The sequence below is a fragment of the Streptomyces sp. CA189 genome (genome assembly GCF_056428985.1).
Window position 1 is genome coordinate 22,637 of record NZ_JBWJVM010000009.1, and the last position, 15,883, is coordinate 38,519.

The 15,883-nt window shown below is 70.2% G+C and carries 14 protein-coding genes and 3 pseudogenes; 6 read left to right on the forward strand and 11 right to left on the reverse strand.

The features are described from left to right. Positions 1–17 precede the first annotated feature (17 nt). The gene (locus tag AC061S_RS09905; protein ID WP_478685480.1) at positions 18–1,139 is read right to left on the reverse strand and encodes an RNA-guided endonuclease InsQ/TnpB family protein; all 1,122 of its coding nucleotides are present in this window, start codon (positions 1,137–1,139) and stop codon (positions 18–20) included. A 251-nt stretch (positions 1,140–1,390) separates the two neighbouring features. On the opposite strand from AC061S_RS09905, the gene AC061S_RS09910 reads away from it, so the two are divergent. Together AC061S_RS09910 and alc are read left to right on the forward strand one after the other, a co-directional pair. Beyond that, positions 1,391–1,690, forward strand: a complete 300-nt coding sequence (locus tag AC061S_RS09910; RefSeq protein WP_478685481.1) for a hypothetical protein — start codon at positions 1,391–1,393, stop codon at positions 1,688–1,690. Between the two features lie 223 nt (positions 1,691–1,913). Further along, complete coding sequence (gene alc / locus AC061S_RS09915) at positions 1,914–3,035, forward strand: allantoicase (RefSeq protein ID WP_478685482.1); 1,122 nt, start codon at positions 1,914–1,916, stop codon at positions 3,033–3,035. Between the two features lie 53 nt (positions 3,036–3,088). Here alc and AC061S_RS09920 read toward each other — a convergent pair whose 3' ends face one another. Then, the gene (locus tag AC061S_RS09920) at positions 3,089–3,499 is read right to left on the reverse strand and encodes an organic hydroperoxide resistance protein (RefSeq protein WP_478685483.1); all 411 of its coding nucleotides are present in this window, start codon (positions 3,497–3,499) and stop codon (positions 3,089–3,091) included. Between the two features lie 127 nt (positions 3,500–3,626). Here AC061S_RS09920 and AC061S_RS09925 point away from each other — a divergent pair, with 127 nt between their 5' ends. Then, the gene (locus AC061S_RS09925; RefSeq protein WP_478685484.1) at positions 3,627–4,100 is read left to right on the forward strand and encodes a MarR family winged helix-turn-helix transcriptional regulator; all 474 of its coding nucleotides are present in this window, start codon (positions 3,627–3,629) and stop codon (positions 4,098–4,100) included. Here the strand turns inward: AC061S_RS09925 and AC061S_RS09930 are convergent. From AC061S_RS09930 to AC061S_RS09940, 3 genes and pseudogenes are all read right to left on the reverse strand, one after another. Beyond that, positions 4,063–4,814 (reverse strand): annotated as a pseudogene (locus AC061S_RS09930) (cytochrome b/b6 domain-containing protein). The gene AC061S_RS09925 and the pseudogene AC061S_RS09930 sit on opposite strands and share 38 nt — an antisense overlap. Beyond that, positions 4,798–5,513 (reverse strand): annotated as a pseudogene (locus tag AC061S_RS09935) (molybdopterin-dependent oxidoreductase). The pseudogenes AC061S_RS09930 and AC061S_RS09935 overlap by 17 nt, the downstream one beginning before the upstream one ends. Before the next feature lie 255 nt (positions 5,514–5,768). Next, complete coding sequence (locus AC061S_RS09940) at positions 5,769–7,130, reverse strand: FAD-dependent oxidoreductase (RefSeq protein ID WP_478685485.1); 1,362 nt, start codon at positions 7,128–7,130, stop codon at positions 5,769–5,771. A gap of 181 nt (positions 7,131–7,311) precedes the next feature. On the opposite strand from AC061S_RS09940, the gene AC061S_RS09945 reads away from it, so the two are divergent. Both AC061S_RS09945 and AC061S_RS09950 read left to right on the forward strand, forming a co-directional pair. Further along, the gene (locus AC061S_RS09945) at positions 7,312–7,848 is read left to right on the forward strand and encodes an HAD domain-containing protein (RefSeq protein WP_478685486.1); all 537 of its coding nucleotides are present in this window, start codon (positions 7,312–7,314) and stop codon (positions 7,846–7,848) included. Between the two features lie 109 nt (positions 7,849–7,957). After that, entirely contained in the window at positions 7,958–8,455 is a 498-nt protein-coding gene (locus tag AC061S_RS09950) for a hypothetical protein (protein WP_478685487.1), read from the forward strand. 130 nt (positions 8,456–8,585) lie between these two features. Here AC061S_RS09950 and AC061S_RS09955 read toward each other — a convergent pair whose 3' ends face one another. The 4 genes from AC061S_RS09955 to AC061S_RS09970 form a co-directional block, all read right to left on the reverse strand. Further along, a complete protein-coding gene (locus AC061S_RS09955) occupies positions 8,586–9,305 on the reverse strand; it encodes a leucine-rich repeat domain-containing protein (protein ID WP_478685488.1) in 720 nt (239 codons plus the stop codon). Between the two features lie 69 nt (positions 9,306–9,374). Next, positions 9,375–9,782 carry a DUF6262 family protein gene (locus tag AC061S_RS09960; RefSeq protein ID WP_478685489.1) on the reverse strand — a complete coding sequence of 136 codons (408 nt, stop codon included), beginning with the start codon at positions 9,780–9,782 and terminating at the stop codon, positions 9,375–9,377. After that, a complete protein-coding gene (locus AC061S_RS09965) occupies positions 9,779–12,028 on the reverse strand; it encodes a tyrosine-type recombinase/integrase (RefSeq protein WP_478685490.1) in 2,250 nt (749 codons plus the stop codon). Before AC061S_RS09965 ends, AC061S_RS09960 begins: the two co-directional genes overlap by 4 nt. Continuing rightward, positions 12,025–13,176, reverse strand: a complete 1,152-nt coding sequence (locus tag AC061S_RS09970) for a tyrosine-type recombinase/integrase (protein WP_478685491.1) — start codon at positions 13,174–13,176, stop codon at positions 12,025–12,027. Before AC061S_RS09970 ends, AC061S_RS09965 begins: the two co-directional genes overlap by 4 nt. 151 nt (positions 13,177–13,327) lie before the next feature. Between AC061S_RS09970 and AC061S_RS09975 the strand changes: the two are divergent. After that, a pseudogene (locus tag AC061S_RS09975) lies at positions 13,328–13,615 on the forward strand (hypothetical protein); the annotation flags it as partial. Positions 13,616–13,621: 6 nt separating this feature from the next. On the opposite strand, the gene AC061S_RS09980 reads toward AC061S_RS09975, so the two are convergent. Together AC061S_RS09980 and AC061S_RS09985 are read right to left on the reverse strand one after the other, a co-directional pair. Continuing rightward, on the reverse strand, positions 13,622–14,788 hold the full coding sequence (locus AC061S_RS09980) for a hypothetical protein (RefSeq protein WP_478685492.1): 1,167 nt from the start codon (positions 14,786–14,788) through the stop codon (positions 13,622–13,624). Between the two features lie 168 nt (positions 14,789–14,956). Then, positions 14,957–15,490: a GNAT family N-acetyltransferase gene (locus AC061S_RS09985; RefSeq protein WP_478685493.1), complete on the reverse strand. Its 534-nt coding sequence runs from the start codon at positions 15,488–15,490 to the stop codon at positions 14,957–14,959. Between the last annotated feature and the right edge of the window lie 393 nt (positions 15,491–15,883).

The window sequence follows — 15,883 nt, forward strand, 5'->3', positions numbered from 1 at the left end:
GACTTCCGCTCTCCTCCCTAAGGGGAGGAGATTCCTACCACGGTCGGCTGACCGTCTCGGTGGGTTCCTGCTTCTTCGCGCTGTGCCGGGACACGTCCCGGTCTTACCAGCGCTCGACAGGCTGACACTGCCAGTCCGGCAGCCTTGGCGATGTTGACCGCCGCGTTGATGTCCCGGTCAAGGACGGACCCGCACGCCTTGCACTCCCACTCGCGGATGTGGAGGGGTTTGGGGCCGTCCTTGGCGCCGCACTGCGAGCAGGCCTGTGAGGTCGGCTCGAAGCGGCCGATGCGTACGAGGGTGCGCCCGTAACGGGCGGACTTGTACTCCAGCATCGCCAGGAACGCCGACCATCCGGCGTCGTGGACGGACTTGGCCATGCGTGTGCGGGCGAGTCCTCTGACTGCCAGGTTCTCAACGGCAACCGCTTGGTTCTCGCGGATGATCTTCGTTGAGAGCTGGTGGTGGAACTCGCGCCGCGCGTCGGCAACCTGCGCGTGAGCGCGGGCGACCTTGATACGGGCCTTGGCCCGATTGCTGGAGCCCTTGGCCTTGCGGGACAGACGCCGCTGTTCCCGCTTCAGCTTCTTCTCCGCCCGCCGCAGAAAGCGCGGGCTGTCAATCTTCGTACCGTCCGAGAGGATCGCAAAGTGCGTGAGCCCCAGGTCGATGCCGAGCTGACCGGACACCTCGGGCAGCGCCTCATCCGTGCCGGTATCGACCACGAATGAGGCGAAGTACCTTCCGGCCGCATCCTTGACCACGGTCACGGTGGACGGTGTGGACGGTGTGGACGGCAGGGTGCGGGACCACCTCACCCGGACATCGCCGATCTTCGGCAACGACAGGTCACCGCCGGCCGTGACCTTCCAGCGGGCATTCGCGGTGAACCGCACGGCCTGCCGGTTGTCCTTACGGGACTTGAACCGCGGCGCACCCGTCTGGGGGCGCTTGCCCTTGAGGCCGTCGAAGAAGTTCCGGTACGCGGTGTCCAGGTCCCGAAGGGACTGCTGGAGCACGACGGCGGACACCTCCCCGAGCCAGGACCGTTGCTCGGTCCTCTTCGCCTCGGTGATCAGCAGCTTGGGCCGGCACAAGGTCTTCACGGACGCCCACCCCAAGCGGATGGAGGAGCTCATGCGGGCCGTCGGCCGCCGCCTTCTGGCCGTAGGCGTGCCCGGCGCCGTTGAAGGTGGGGAAGGACGCGATCGGCTTGAGGCTGCCGACGTCGGCCGGGGTGATCCGGGCGCCGCCGCCGAGCAGCCGGGTGTTGGCCGGGCAGGTGGCGGTGACGAGGCCCACCGTGGAGGACGCCGTGGGTCCTGCGACCTTGTTCATGACCACCTGGGTGTGGTTGATCAGGTTGCTGGTGATGCACATGGCGTAAGGGGTGCTGGAGAACGAGGCGTTGACCGCTCCCCCGCTGCCGCCGATGCCGAGCCAGTGCGTCACGTCGGTGCCGACGACGCCGGTCGAGCCGGTGTACTCGGTGCTGCCGTCGGGGCTGGGCGAGGTGTCGTTCACCTTGTTGCCGTTGGACGATGTCCCGGTGCCGATGGCCTGGTTGATCCCGCCACCGGAGATGAGCCCCGAGGAGCAGTCCGCGTGGGTGGAGATCTCGGAGAAGGCCGCTGCGGGTCTGGAGGTGGCCCCCGGCGTCTTCACCGTCACGCCGACGGTGTTGGCGTAGGCCGATCCCGGCACCAGAAGGGCCAGGAGGGCCTGGGAGAACCAACCATCTCACCTAGTAGATAGAGGGTTACTACCGACCGGGTCGCAGACCTGGACCTTTCAGTTCTCCTGAAAGGAAAGATCGAAAACAATCGATGGACCTGGGCAATCCCGGTGGGCGAGAGTCGAGGCATCACCCCAGCCCCAACTCCTTCTCCTCAACGGAAAGCAGGCTTCCGCGCATGCAGTTCCCGACCACCGACTTCGCCGCCGCGCCCTACGTCTCGGGCGACCCGTACGCCGACTACCGGGGCGGCGCCTTCGACTTCTCCCAGCTGACGGACCTCGCCGACCGCCGTCTCGGCGCGGGGGTCGTCGCGGCCAACGACGAGTTCTTCGCAGAGCGGGAGAACCTCCTGCTGCGCACTGCGGCCGTCTTCGACGTGCACGACTACGGCAACAAGGGGAAGGTGATGGACGGTTGGGAGACCCGGCGCCGGCGCGGGGCGGGCGCGGGCGAGCCGTTCCCGACGGAGTCCGATCACGACTGGGCGCTCATCCGTCTCGGCTCCCCCGGCGTCATCCGCGGGATCGTCGTCGACACCGCACACTTCCGCGGCAACCACCCGCAACAGGTCAGCGTGTGGGCGGCCGCCTTCGAAGGGACGCCGTCGACCGCCGAACTCCTCCAACGGGCGGACGCCTGGGAGGAGATCGTGCCCCGCACTCCCGTGCGCGGCCACGCCGCGAACGGCTTCGCGGTCGGGTCCGGGCGCCGCTGGACGCACCTGCGGATCAACCAGCACCCCGACGGCGGCATCGCGCGGCTGCGGGTCCACGGCGAGGTACTGCCCGATCCCGAGTGGCTGGCCCTGCTCGGCACGGTGGACGTGGCCTGCGTGGTCAACGGCGGGGTCGTGGAGGAGGCCTCGGACGGCTTCTACTCATCCCCCGGGAACACGATCATGCCGGGGCTGTCGCAGAAGCAGGACGACGGCTGGGAGACGCGCCGGCGCCGCGACCGGGGGAACGACTGGATCGCCTACCGGCTGGCCGGGCAGTGCGAGATCCGTGCGGTGGAGGTGGACACCGCGAACTTGAAGGGGAACGCGGCCGGCTGGGTGTCGCTGTCCGTGAAGGACGGTGCGGACGGCGCGTGGACTCAGGTCCTCCCGCGGACCCGGCTGGAGCCCGACAGCCCGCACCGGCTGCCGCTCGCCGCGCCGGTCCTGGCCACGCACGCCCGGATCGACGTGTACCCCGACGGCGGGTTCGCCCGCCTGCGCCTGCACGGCCGGCTCACCGACGCCGGAGCCGCCGCCCTCACCGCCCGCGCGCTGCGTGCCGCGGGCACGGCGCTCTGACGGGGAGGGCGGCGGCTCCGGCGGCCCGTTCGTCCGGGCCGCGCCCGGGATTCCTACTCGACGACGAGCTCGACGGGGATGTTGCCGCCCGTGGCCCGGGAGTAGGGGCAGACCTCGTGCGCCTGCTTGACCAGCAGGGTGCCGGTCTCGCCCATCAGGGAGTCCGGGAGTTCCACGCGCAGGACGACGGCCAGCCCGAAGCCGGCGCCGTCCTTGCCGATGGAGACCTCCGAGGTCACCGAGATCTCACTGGTGTCGACCTTGGCCTGGCGGCCGACCAGCCCGAGGGCGCTGGCGAAGCAGGCGGCGTACCCGGCCGCGAAGAGCTGCTCGGGGTTGGTGCCCAGGCCGCTGCCGCCGAGGGCCGGCGGCATGGCCAGCGCCAGGTCGATCTGGCCGTCGGAGCTGACGGCGCGGCCTTCGCGGCCGTTGGCGGTGGCGACAGCGGTGTAGATCGCGTCCATCTCGGGGGTTCCTCTCAGGGGGCGGAGGCGGGGCCGTCGACCGACGGCTCCGCCCCATCAATATGGCACACAATTAAGTTGTGCACAATTTAGTTGCCGACACGGCTCCCCGGGTACACTTGCCCCCATGACCGAGCAACCGACCGACGCCCTCCCCGACCAGGACTTCCTGCGCCTCGACGGCCAGATCTGCTTCGCCCTCGGCGCGGCGAACCGCGCCTTCGGCGGGCTCTACCGGGTCATCCTGAAGGACCTCGGCCTGACCTACCCCCAGTACCTGGTGATGCTGGTGCTGTGGGAGCACGGAGAGATGCCGGTCAAACAGCTCGGGCAGCACCTGCGGCTCGACTCGGGCACCCTCTCCCCCCTCCTCAAGCGGCTGGAAGCGGCCGGCCTGCTCGTGCGCGAGCGCAGCGCCGCGGACGAGCGGTCCGTGCACGTACGGCCCACCGAGGCCGGTACGGCCCTGCGCGCCCAGGCCGTCGAGGTGCCCCGGCGCATCGCGGCCGCGACCGGCTTCCAGCTCGGCGAGATCAAGGAGCTCCAGGACCGCCTGCGGCGGCTCACCGCCGCCCTGGACGCGGCGGTTCCGCCGGAGTAGCCGGAGTCGCCGGAGTGGGGCGCACCGCCCGCGGGGCGGAGGATCCCCGCGGGCGCCACAGGGGGTGCTCGCGCCGCGCCCAGTCGGCGGCCACCGAGCCCGTGCGCATGCCGCGCCGGGCCTCCGGGTCGCCGAGGGCCATCATGACGTGGCCCACGACGGCCGCGGTCAGCGCGAGGGCCAGCCAGTCGTGGACGAAGGTGGCCCCGGTCCGTCAGGGCAGCGGGGTCAGCCCGGTGAACCACATCAGCAGGCCGGTGCCGAGCATCACCAGGGCGGCCCCGGCGCTCCAGCTCGCGTAGAGCTTCTGCCCGGCGTGAACCTGCCCGCCGGGCGCGCGGCCGGCCGGCGGTCGCGGCGCAGGGCGGAACGCAGCCAGGTGCGGTCGTGCGGGCCGAAGCGGTTCAGTCGGTGCAGGTCCCCGCGGAAGGCCCGGGAGCCGAGCCCCAGCAGGGCGGGGGCCGGGATCAGCAGCCCGGACCACTCGTGGACGGTGACCACGAGGTGGCGGCGGCCGACGAGTTCGGCCAGGGGCGGCAGGTAGAGGCAGGCCGCGCTCGCCAGGCACACCCCCGTCAGGCCGGCGGTGATCAGGTGGACCAGCCGTTCGGCGGGGCTGAACCGGCCTACCCGGGCGGGGTGTTCGGCCTCGGTCTCCCCGGCCGGCCCCGTCGATCCGGCAGGCCCGGCAGGACCTTCAGACGGTCGGGGCATCGTCGCGTCCGTTCGACTTGCCGACCCAGGCGTCGATGTCGTAGCCGAGTTCCTCCCAGTAGCCGGGCTGGACGTCCCGGGTGAGGGTGATGCCCGACAGCCATTTCGCCGACTTGTAGAAGGCCTACTTGTTTACATGGGGCCGGGCCGGGCCGCCGTGGGCGTGGCTGAGCGGCTCGTCCTGCATGTTCAGGGCCACCATGACGTCCTCGCGGCGGGCCTGCGGGAGCGTGAGGCTATCGGTGTACGTGCAGTCGAAACAGGTGAAGCGGACCCCGGCGGCGTCCAGCAGCCGGAAGAGCGGGACGCCCGCGAAGGGGGTCGCGGGGACCCGCCAGCCCGTCACGCACTGGACGTCGCGGACGATCCGGGTCGCGGCAGGGCCCGTAGCGCGTCGAGGGTGTACGCGGCCGGGCGCTCGACCAGGCCGTCGACGGTCAGCCGGTAGTCGGCCGGGCCGCGTTCGGGGACCGAGGAGGCGACCGAGTAGTACCGGAACCCGCCGCCGCCCGGCAGCAGTCCGGTGAGCCCGGTGGGGTCCTTTCCGGCGGCCGCGCCGAGTACGGCGTCGAGCCCCGACTGGAACCGCGGCGCGAGGACCAGGCCGAGGGCGCCGAGCCCCACCATGCCGAGGACCAGGCCGAGGGCGCCGAGCCCCACCATGCCGAGGACCAGGCCGAGGGCGCCGAGCCCCACCATGCCGAGGACCAGCCGGCCCACGGGGGCACCGCGGCCGTCGGGGTCGGGAGCGAGGTCTGGGTCTGGGTCTGGGTCTGGGTCTGGGCCGGCGTGCCGATCTGCTCTGCTCACGTGCCGATTCGACCACCTGCGGGCACCCCGGCGGCCAGGGTCCGCGCCCGCCCGTCAGACTTCCGTAAGCAGCGCCCGCACGCCCCGTACAGCCGTACGGCCGGTCCCGCGCTCGGCGGGACCGGCCGTACTACGGGGACCTGGCTACGCCCCGCTCGCCTTGAGCATGTCCTCGCGCTCGACGAGCTTCACGCGCTCGCGGCCCTGCGGCTCGCCCAGCGCCTTCTCGGCGGCGTCGAGCTTGTACCAGCCCTCCCACGTCGTGAAGCGGACCTCCTTCTGCGCGAGGAAGGTCTCGACCGCCTCCGGCTCGGGAGCGGCCGGCGTCAGCAGGCGGCCGTCCGCGTGGTCGGCGAGCAGGTTCGCGACCGTCTCGTTCGCGTCGCCCTTGGTGTGGCCGATCAGGCCGATGGGACCGCGGCGGATCCAGCCGGTGACGTACGTGGACGCCAGGTGCGCGCCTGCTTCGATGACGCGGCCGCCCTCGTCCGGAACCGTGCCGGAGTCGACGTCCCACGGCAGCTTGGGCAGCTCGTCGGAGAGGTAGCCGACGGCGCGGTAGACGGACTGGACGTCCCAGTCGGTGAAGGCGCCGGTGCCCTTGACGTTGCCCGTGCCGTCGAGCTCGGTGCGCTCGGTTCGCAGCCCGACGACCTTACCGTCCTCGCCGAGGATCTCGGTGGGCGACTCGAAGAAGTGCAGGAAGAGCTTGTGCGGGCGCTCGCCTATGTCGCGGATCGCCCAGTTCTCCAGGGTCTTGGCGACCATGTCCGCCTGCTTGTTGGAGCGGCGGGTGGTGATCGAACCCTCGTCGTAGTCGATGTCCTCGGGGTTGACGATGACCTCGATGTTCGGCGAGTGGTCCAGCTCGCGCAGCTCCATCGGGCTGAACTTGGCCTGCGCGGGGCCGCGGCGGCCGAAGACGTGGACCTCGAGGGCCTTGTTGGCCTTGATGCCGTCGTAGACGTTCGCCGGGATCTCCGTCGGCATCAGCTCGTCGGCGGTCTTGGCGAGGATCCGGGCCACGTCGAGGGCCACGTTGCCGACGCCGAGGACGGCGACCTTCTCGGCCTCCAGCGGCCAGGTGCGCGGCACGTCGGGGTGGCCGTCGTACCAGGAGACGAAGTCGGCGGCGCCGTAGGAGCCGTCGAGGTCGACGCCCGGGATGGTGAGCGCGCGGTCCGCGGTGGCGCCGGTGGAGAAGACCACGGCGTCGTAGAAGGAGTGCAGCTCGTCGAGGCTGATGTCGTTCGGGTAGTCGACGTTGCCGAAGAGGCGGACCTGCGGCTTGTCGAGCACCTGGTGCAGGGCGGTGATGATGCCCTTGATGCGGGGGTGGTCGGGAGCGACGCCGTAGCGGATCAGGCCGAAGGGGGCCGGCATCCGCTCGAAGATGTCGATGGACACACCCGGCTCGGCGGCCGCCTCGGACTTCAGCAGGGCGTCGGCGGCGTAGATGCCGGCGGGGCCGGCACCGACGATTGCTACCCGCAGGGGGCGAGGCATGGCTGGGTTCCCTTCGAACGGCGAAAGACTCGATCAAGGGGAACCCTAAGCTAAGGGCAGCCTAACCCGGCACCCACCCCTAGGTTATGACCCCATAACCCGCACTTATGACATCCCCAAGCAATGCTTGGAGCCTCCGGCAGCTCCCGGAAGCCGCCGCACCCGTGATCCCATGGGCCGCATGAACACGGACCCCGCCCGCCCGGAGCCCCCGTGCGCCCGCCGCCCTATCCTCTTCCTCGATGTCGACGGCCCGCTCATCCCCTTCGGCTCCCCGCACGGGCACCCGGTCTACGAGGCTCCGGGCACGGCCGACGCGTCCGGCGGCCACCCCCTCCTCCCCCGGGTCGATCCGGCGCTCGGCCCCCGGCTCGCCGCGCTGCCGTGCGAGCTGGCGTGGGCCACGACCTGGGGCGAAGACGCGAACCAGTGCCTCGCCCCGCGGCTAGGGCTGCCGGCCCTGCCGGTGGTGGAGTGGCCCGAGCCCTCCGACGCGGACGGCACGGGCGCGGTGCACTGGAAGACCGCCGGCCTCGTCGCCCGGGCGGCGGGCCGGGCGTTCGCCTGGGCCGACGACGAGATCGGCGACGCGGACCGTCGGTGGGTCCGCGCCCACCACCCCGGCCCGGCCCTGCTCCACCGCGTCGATCCCCGGGCCGGGCTCGGGAACGCCGACTTCGCCGTCCTGGAGGCATGGCTGCGCGCCCACGGAGCCTGAGTCCGGGAGGCGTTCGCCGCCCGCCGGGCCAACGGGCCTGGCTTCGGGTCCCGTCCGGCATGGGTAGGCTTCCCGCGACACAGTGTGCGGCGGGGTTCGGGGTGGGGTCATGGGGCGTCAGATACGTGTGCCCGGTGCGGTACTGGCGGCCGTGCTGCTGCTGGCCGCCGCCGGATGTTCCGGCGTGGGGAGCGGGGCCGGCGCGGATCCCGGCGACGATGCGAAGCCGGGCGGAACCGCCCCCTCCACCGTCTCCTCCTCCCCCGCCGCCACCCCGGCTCCCGCCGACGGGAAGCCGCCCTCCGGCGACGTGCTCCCCGGCATGGTCGGCGCCGCCGTGGCCCGTACCCAGTTGGCCGCGCTGAGGGTGGCACCGCCGGGGACCATGTCCGGGTACGGCCGGGACAAGTTCACGCACTGGGCGGAGCAGGGCGACAAGTGCGACACCCGCGAGGTCGTCCTCCAGCGGGACGGCGCGAACATCACCCGGGACTCCCAGTGCAAGGCCGTGTCCGGCACGTGGAAGAGCCTGTACGACGAGGTGGTGGTCACCGAGGCCTCGAAGGTGGACATCGACCACATGGTATCTGCACCCGCGACGGTGTGAAGTTACAACTGGCCTGCTCAGAGCGTCGCCGACATACCGTTCACGACAAGCACTTCTCTGTTCTGAATTGGCCTCAGACGACAGCACATGCGGCCAATGGCGTCTGCCTCGAGAGGTGGTGTCGTCTCGGTCACGTCAAGACGACGCACCCCCGCCGCTCCAACTCACTGAGGAGCGGTAGGGAGCGATCGACCTCGTTCCATCTCAGATCCAGCTTCTCCAGCGATGGCATTAGGGTGAGCCAGTCGGGCAACTGGCCGAGGCGGTTGCCCCGCAGGTCGATCTGACGCAGTCGGGGGAGGCCAGCCAGGGACTCCGGCAACCCAGCCAGGGAGTTCTCGCGTAGGTCCAGGTGGCGTAGTTCGTGCAACTCGGCTGCCGACGGCGGCAGGTACTCGATCGCGTTCCCCCGGAGCCACAACTCACGCAGGTTGCGGAGCTGGCCGATGGCATCGGGCAAGGTGCTGAGCCGGTTGTGCTGCGCCCTGAGCTCAATGAGGCCGGTCATCCCACCGATGGTCTCCGGCAGGGTGGTGAGGGAGTTCTCGCCGACGTTGAGGTAACGCAACCGGGTCAGGTTTCCCAGAGAGTCGGGAATCCGTGACAGCTGGTTGTCGTGCAGGTAAAGGCAGTCGTTGAGCTCGGTCAGCTTGCCGAGTTCGTCGGGCACCGACGTCAGCGCGTTGTGGCCCAGGTCCAGGGTGTTCAGTCGGTGGAGCTGCCCGATGTCCTGCGGGAGGACCGTGAGCCCGTTGTCCGCGAGGATTAGCACGCGGAGCTCGGTCTGTTGCCAGACCGACTCGGGCACCTCTCCAAGTTCTTGACGCCATAGGTTCAGTGCATGCCTCACGGCCTTCTCCCCCTCGTCGGCGGTCCTCGGCTTCGATTCCCGCCCCGGAATTCGAGGGCGGCAGACAGTTCAGTCCGCTTCGTAGTGGGCGAGCCTGCGGCGCAACGTGAGGTTCTCGCCCTGCGCCATCTCCAGGGCCTTCCGGAGCTTCGCCACTTCGTCCCGATGAGCCCTCTGCTCCTGAGCGAGACGCGCGCTCAACGCCCTCACTGCGGACGACGTGGATGAGGCGGCGGTCTGCTCCGGGAGAGAGCTGGCGGTCCCTCCGCTCTTCGCACGGTGACGCTCGATTAGAGCACGCAGCTCCGGGTGCTTGTAGAGGAAGTCCGTGCTCACATCGGCGGCGCGGGCAACCGCGATGAAATTGATCGGCTTTCCGGTCTTGAGGAGTCGTGAGAGCGCGGTGCGAGACCGCTGTTCTGCTGCCTCACTCCGGGATCGGGTTGCCTTCCGGAGGTGGTCCGGCAATCCGGTCATGACGCGGACTCCTCATGCTTGATCGTGGTGTGGTCGGGGCGGTCGGTGGTGCCGGCACCCCGTACGGCACGGAATTGGCCATCCTCGTGGACGCCGATCTGGTCGATGGCGACGAGCACCTTCGTTAGCGCGCCGGTCTCCGCGAGCCGCCCGGCCAGCCAGATGTTGTCCTCGCCCATTGGCTCGCCATGGCGGGCCGTGAACTGGGCCTGACGGCTCCGGATCAAGACCTCGGTCTGTGCCAGCTGCTGCTGGAGGTCGTCACGATGGCTCGCGTCGGTGACGAACTTGTCGCAGGTCAGGCAGGCGTTTCCCTTGGCACAGACTTGTCGGGGAGGGAGCATGCACCAGCCGTTGGGGAGGACCCGATCGGCGCGCTGATCGAGGTGGAGCATGTCGTAGAGATCGCTCGGTTCGATGCTCGCCGTCCTCCCGTCCGCGGTGATCTTCTTGTAGCGAAGGAACTCGCGTTCGGCGGTGGTGGACAGGGTCTTGGCATAGTGCATGGTCATGCTGGGGCTGAGGTGCCCGAGGTAGCGCATGACGACGTGGATCGGAACTCCGGCGTTGATCAGGTCGGTCGCGCGGGTGTGCCGGAAGGTGTGGGTCTTGGACACCCCCACGGGGCGGCCCACGCTGTCGGTGATCGCCAGCATCTTCGTCAGGTTGCCAAGTCTGTGGTGGAGGGTTGCCGATGCGTAGGGCCGCAGGCCGAGCCGGTTCTGCCGGGTCTGCAGGAAGAGGTAGGGAGGATCCGTGCCCTCCGGTGCTCCTTGCGACGCGATGAACTCACGCGCCCACTCCTGCTGAACGCGGATGATGTCCACGATCTCCTGGTCGACCGGGATGGTCGGGGGTGCGCCGCCAGTGATCTTCGTCTGCTGGTACTTGAGTCGGGCGACGAATCCGGCCCCGTCCGCACCCTCCTGCGGGCCAGTCGTGGCGAGCGGGAGGAGCGGGTCGAAGTCCATCATCAGGACCTCGTTCATCCGCCGCCCGGTGCGGATCAGCAGCATCAGCGCGTGGAATGCCTGCCGGTCGTCCAGGCCGCCTTCATTCTTCGGCGCCGCCAGGAGGCCGGACCCGGCGGCGATCTGGCTGATCGCCTCGTCCTCCAGAGCCATGTCCTCTGGCATCTGGTTGGTGCTCCTGGGCTTGTCGTCCAGCCGGAACAGCACGCTGTAGGTCGAGTCGAGCCTTCCCCACCGCGGGTCTGCGAGCACTGAGACCGCTTCGGTGCGGTTGTCGTACATCCAACGGTAGAACGCCTCGACCGTGACCAGGGCGGAGCGGCGGCTGTTCTTGGCGAGCTTTCCGCCTTTGTTGACGCCGGAAAGCGTTGAGTGGCTGTTGAGGTGGTCAACGAAGCCGCGAACCCACGTCCTCAGCTGTTCGGGAGAGTGGACGAGCTGCGGTCCGGTGCATCCGGCCTTGTCGATGTACCACTGGAATCGCTTCATGGTGTCCATGCGGCTCTTCACCGAGGACCAGACGTACTGCTCGGTCAGGAGCTGCACCGACAGCCACCACTTCACCGCTTCCCTCAGCCAGTCCGTGGTCAGGTGCGCGAAATTGGCGACGTGCCGGCCGCTGGGTTCGTGTTCTCGCTGCGGGATTCTCACGTCCAGCGTGGGATTCCAGAGGTTCAGCCGCCACCACTCGCCATCGTGGTAGGCGTAGGCCAGCCGGTCCTGGATGTGCTTCACGCTGTGCAGAACGAGGGTCGCGATGTTCTCTCCGGAGGGCAGGCTCGTGCGTACTGCGGCGGCGCGTACTTCCTCGGCCCACTGTTCGTTGGAGAGGGCCGTGATCGACTGTGCGGACCGGGCTTGCGGGCCACCGTGTTCCAGGGCCAGGGCCAGTCCCCGGCGGAGCCGGTTGAACCTTGCGGGGTTGATGGCGTATCCGTCCCTCACCTGCTGGTCCACGAACCAGGCGAGTTCCCAGATCATCGGCTCGGGGAGGCCGGCGAAGGTGATCGCCTGGGTGGACCATCCCTTCTCCCTGTTGTGCACATGTTCTACGAAGGCCCGGCGGTAGTCGTCGGGCATGTTGGAGGAGTCGAAGTGGTTCTGCCTGTGCTCGTCAGGAAGGCTCTCCCATAGCTGTCGGGCGCGTTCCTCTGTGAAGAGGTCGGCGATCGGCAGCCGCGGGTCGCGCTTGTCCTGGGTCTTCCGACCATCCGGCCGCTCGCTCCGGATCTCTTTCGCACCCTGCGTCGGGACGAGGGCCAGCTCGGCCTTCATTCCAATCCTCCCCAGGACTGCGTGATCTTCTGCCAGTCCGCGCAGGCCCTGAGCTCTGCGTCCTCGGTCACGTGGGCGTACGTGTTGATCGTGGTCTGCACGTCGGAGTGCCCGAGCCGCCGGCTGACCACGTGCACGGGGACGCCCGCCAGCAGCAGCGCTGTGGCGTGTGTATGGCGGTACCAGTGCGGCGTCATCTCCTCTGGAAGTGAAGGGAGTTGCTTCTTCCTCGCACCCAGATGCTTGTAGACGCTCTCGGGCCTCAAGGGGGCAAAGCGCCGGCCCCGATACAGATTGCAGAAGATGTACGCGTTGTCCCAGTCGTCCAGCTCGACGTCGGCACCCGCCTCGCACAGCGCCCACACCCAGTCGCCGTACAGGCGGTCCAGGGCGGAGCCGATGAAGATCCGCCGGTAGCCGCTCTTGGCCCGCATACCGTGAGGGTGATCCGTCTGGTGGACGACCTCGATCTGGGCGGTCGAGCCCGTGCCGGTCTTCCAGTCCCGGTGACGCAGCCCGAGGGCCTCGCCGAGCCGCATGCCGGTCTCCTCCAGCAGCGTCCACAGCAACCGGTAACGCAGCTCGCCGGACCAGACGCACACACCGGCGTCCCAGGACGCCTCCGCGTCGCGGAGTGCGGTCATCTGTCCGGGAAGCAGGACCGGTACCGGCTTCGCATGGACCCGGACCTTCACCACGCTCGAACGCCGGCCGTGTTTGCGCGCCACGTGCTCCAGGAACGGCAGATAGCCGCCCGGCCGTCTGTGGACCGTCTCGTACAGCCGGTCCGCGACCTCGACCCCGCATGCAGCGTGGTAGCGGTAGAAGCCCATGACCGCTCGGACCCGGCTCGCCACCGTCGCATCGGCCGCCCGTTCCCGCCTTCCGATCACGACGACCTCTGCCGCCACTGCCCGACGACGCAACTGACCCACAAAGGAACCAAGCTCAGTCACGCCGATCGCGTCCCATGCCTGCGATCGCCGTTCCAGGAAGGACCACCACAGTGCCAGTCCCCGCGCGTACGTCTTGATCGTGTTGGGCGAGCAGTCGACCGAGCGCAGATACTCCAAGTACTGCTCCACCGGCCCTGCAACGCCGAAGTCGTCCGCGAGGACCGTCCACGTCGATCCCTCGTCAATCCTCACTCGCTGGCTGGTTGCCAACGCCCCTCCCGCCCTGCCGTCGATGTCAGCGGCACTCACCGCTGTACCGGATAACGCGACGCTGACAGGATGGACACGGGCCGGGAGGCGCCTGTGGCTGATGTCGATGACGCTCAGACGTGGGTACGGATAACACATGGTGCCCCTCGCCGAGGGCTGGCGCTCCGGCGCGGCCGGCTGGGACGCCGCGAAGCGCAAGGCCTTCGCGAACGATCTGACGCACCCTCAACTGATCGCGGTGACCGCCTCCTCGAACCGTTCGAAGGGCGACCAGAGCCCCGACCTGTGGCAGCCGCCGTCCAAGGCGGCCTGGTGCCAGTACGGGCGGGCCTGGACCACGGTCAAGTCCGCGTACGGCCTGACCGTCACCGAGCCCGAGAAGAAGACGCTCTCCGCCATGCTGGACACCTGCGCGGGCTGACGCCGCTCATCCCAGGACCGCGATGCCCAGGGGGCGCGATCCTGCCGCGAGCCGGCGGCTGTCCCCGCTGTCGAGGTCCACGACCGTGATGCCGTTCCAGTAGCCGTCGCGGGTGTAGCCCCCGGTGACGTAGGCCGTCCGCCCGTCCCGGGACACGGCCGCGTCCTCGTGCGGCCCGTCCAGCGGGAACACCCGCTCCGATCCGTCCGGGGAACGGACGGTGAGGGAGGGCCCCTTGCCCTTGCCCGGTTCCACCGCCCCCGTGCCGACCACCAGCAGCCGGCCGTCCGCCGTGACCGCGGCGCCGTGCTGGTGGGTGTCGGCGGTCAGTTCCTCCACCGTGGTGCGGCCCGTCCGCGGATCCACCACCGCGAGGCGCTCGCCCTCGAAGGGGAGCAGCAGCATCCCGTCCGACGGGCGGACGACGGCGTAGTGCGGTTTCAGCCAGGAGGCGAGGCCGCCCTCGGTCCCGTACGGGGCGACCTCGATGCGGCGCGGACGCATCGGGGCTGCGCCTTCACCGGGTCCGCCGGTTCCGACGGGCACGACGGTGACGTCGAAGGAGTCGTGGCCGGTGACGTACACCTCCGAGCCGTCGCGCGAGACGTCCACGTCGAAGGGCCGCCGGCCCACCGGGACCACCGCGGTGACCTCGGTCTTCGCCGTGTCGACGACCTCCAGGACGCCGGTGGCGCCGGGCACGTTGACCCCGACGTACGCGTGCGCGCCGTCGGGCGAGAGCGCGATGCCCATGCCGCCGCCCCGGTACTCGCCGCCGGTCACGGGCCCGGTGCCGGTGGTCCGGTACGGGATCCGGGCCAGCCGGGTCCGCGTCCGCGTGTCCACGACGGCTACCCCCTCGGCGGTGGCCACCCAGGCGCGGCCGTCCGCTCCGACCACCAGGCCGTACGGGGCCCTGCCGACCGGAACCGAGCCGACCGCGCCGCGCTCCGGGTCCACGAAGGTGACGGTGTCGGCGCCGAAGTCGGCGACCAGGAGGGTGCCGCCCGGGGTGGTCGCCGCCGTCGGGAGCGGGGAGGCCGCGGGGGCGGCGGCCGGCGGCGCGTCGGGGGTGGAGCAGGCCCCCAGCAGCAGTGCTCCGGCGAGGGCCGCGAGGGCGGTACGGGTTCCCCGTACGCGGCGGCGCGGGTGCGGGCGGTCGTGCTGCGGCATGGGCGTGGCCCCTCTCGGTTCCGGGGGCGGGGCCGGTGGTGCGCCCGCTCCCCCGTACCCATCCTCACCTCGCCGGGCCGCCCGGCCGCTCGGCCCGGCGGCCGACAGCGGGGTCGGCCGATCGGTCGATGCGGGGACGCGCCGGGCCGGGGCGGGCAGGGTGGCGGCTCAGCCCTCGTACTCCGTGAGGTCGATGCCGTGGAGGTTGAGGAGCGCGCCGGTCTCCGGGTGGTTGATGTCCTTCTCGGCGGTCATGCCCAGCTTGCGGATCACGTTCTCGGACTCGTCGTTGCCCGCCCGGTTGATGGCGACGACCCGGTCGAGCCCCCGGTCCTGGAGGGCGAACTCCAGGGTGGCGTGCGCCGCCTCGGAGCCGTAGCCCTGGCCCCAGTAGGAGCGGCCGAGCCGCCAGGTGATCTCCGCCGCCGGCAGGACCTCGGGCAGCCACCACGGCATGGAGAGCCCCACGGCTCCGATCAGCTCGCCGGAGGCCAGCAGCTCCACGGCGAAGATCCCGAAGCCCTCCTCGTCCCACTCGTCCTCCCACCGCTCGATGGTCTCGGCGGTCTCCTCCAGGTCGAGGGTCTCGCCGTCGCCGATCCAGCGCATCACCTCGGGGTCGGCGTTGATCTCCGACAGGGGGACGAGGTCGTCCTCGGACCAGCGGCGGAGGAGGAGGCGGGGGGTACGGATCTCGGTCATGGCTCCCATCCTGCCGAACGCACCCGGCATCGGGTAATCGGATACCGCGCAGGGGGTGTCTTGCCCGTCGGGCCGGATCAGGGAGCAGGTGGCCGGCCGGAGGCTCGGGAGTCTGGTGCCGTGCGCCCTCAGGTAGGCGTGCGAGTCGACCGGCTCTCGTGTGTGATCCGGCCGACGGGCACTGGTACCGACTCTCCGCAGGTGTGCGGATCGCACTCTTGAAGCTCTCTCCCGGCTGACACCGGGAGACTCCCCCCTAGGTCGCCCCGGCGGGTTTGACAGGTCATGCCTGTCCGGCGACGACCCTCCCGGCCGCCGGAGCAAGTACAGGACTCGCTCAAGTCATGCTGCACCTCAGCGACTCCAACTTGGTTGTCGCTGAAGTCACCGGCG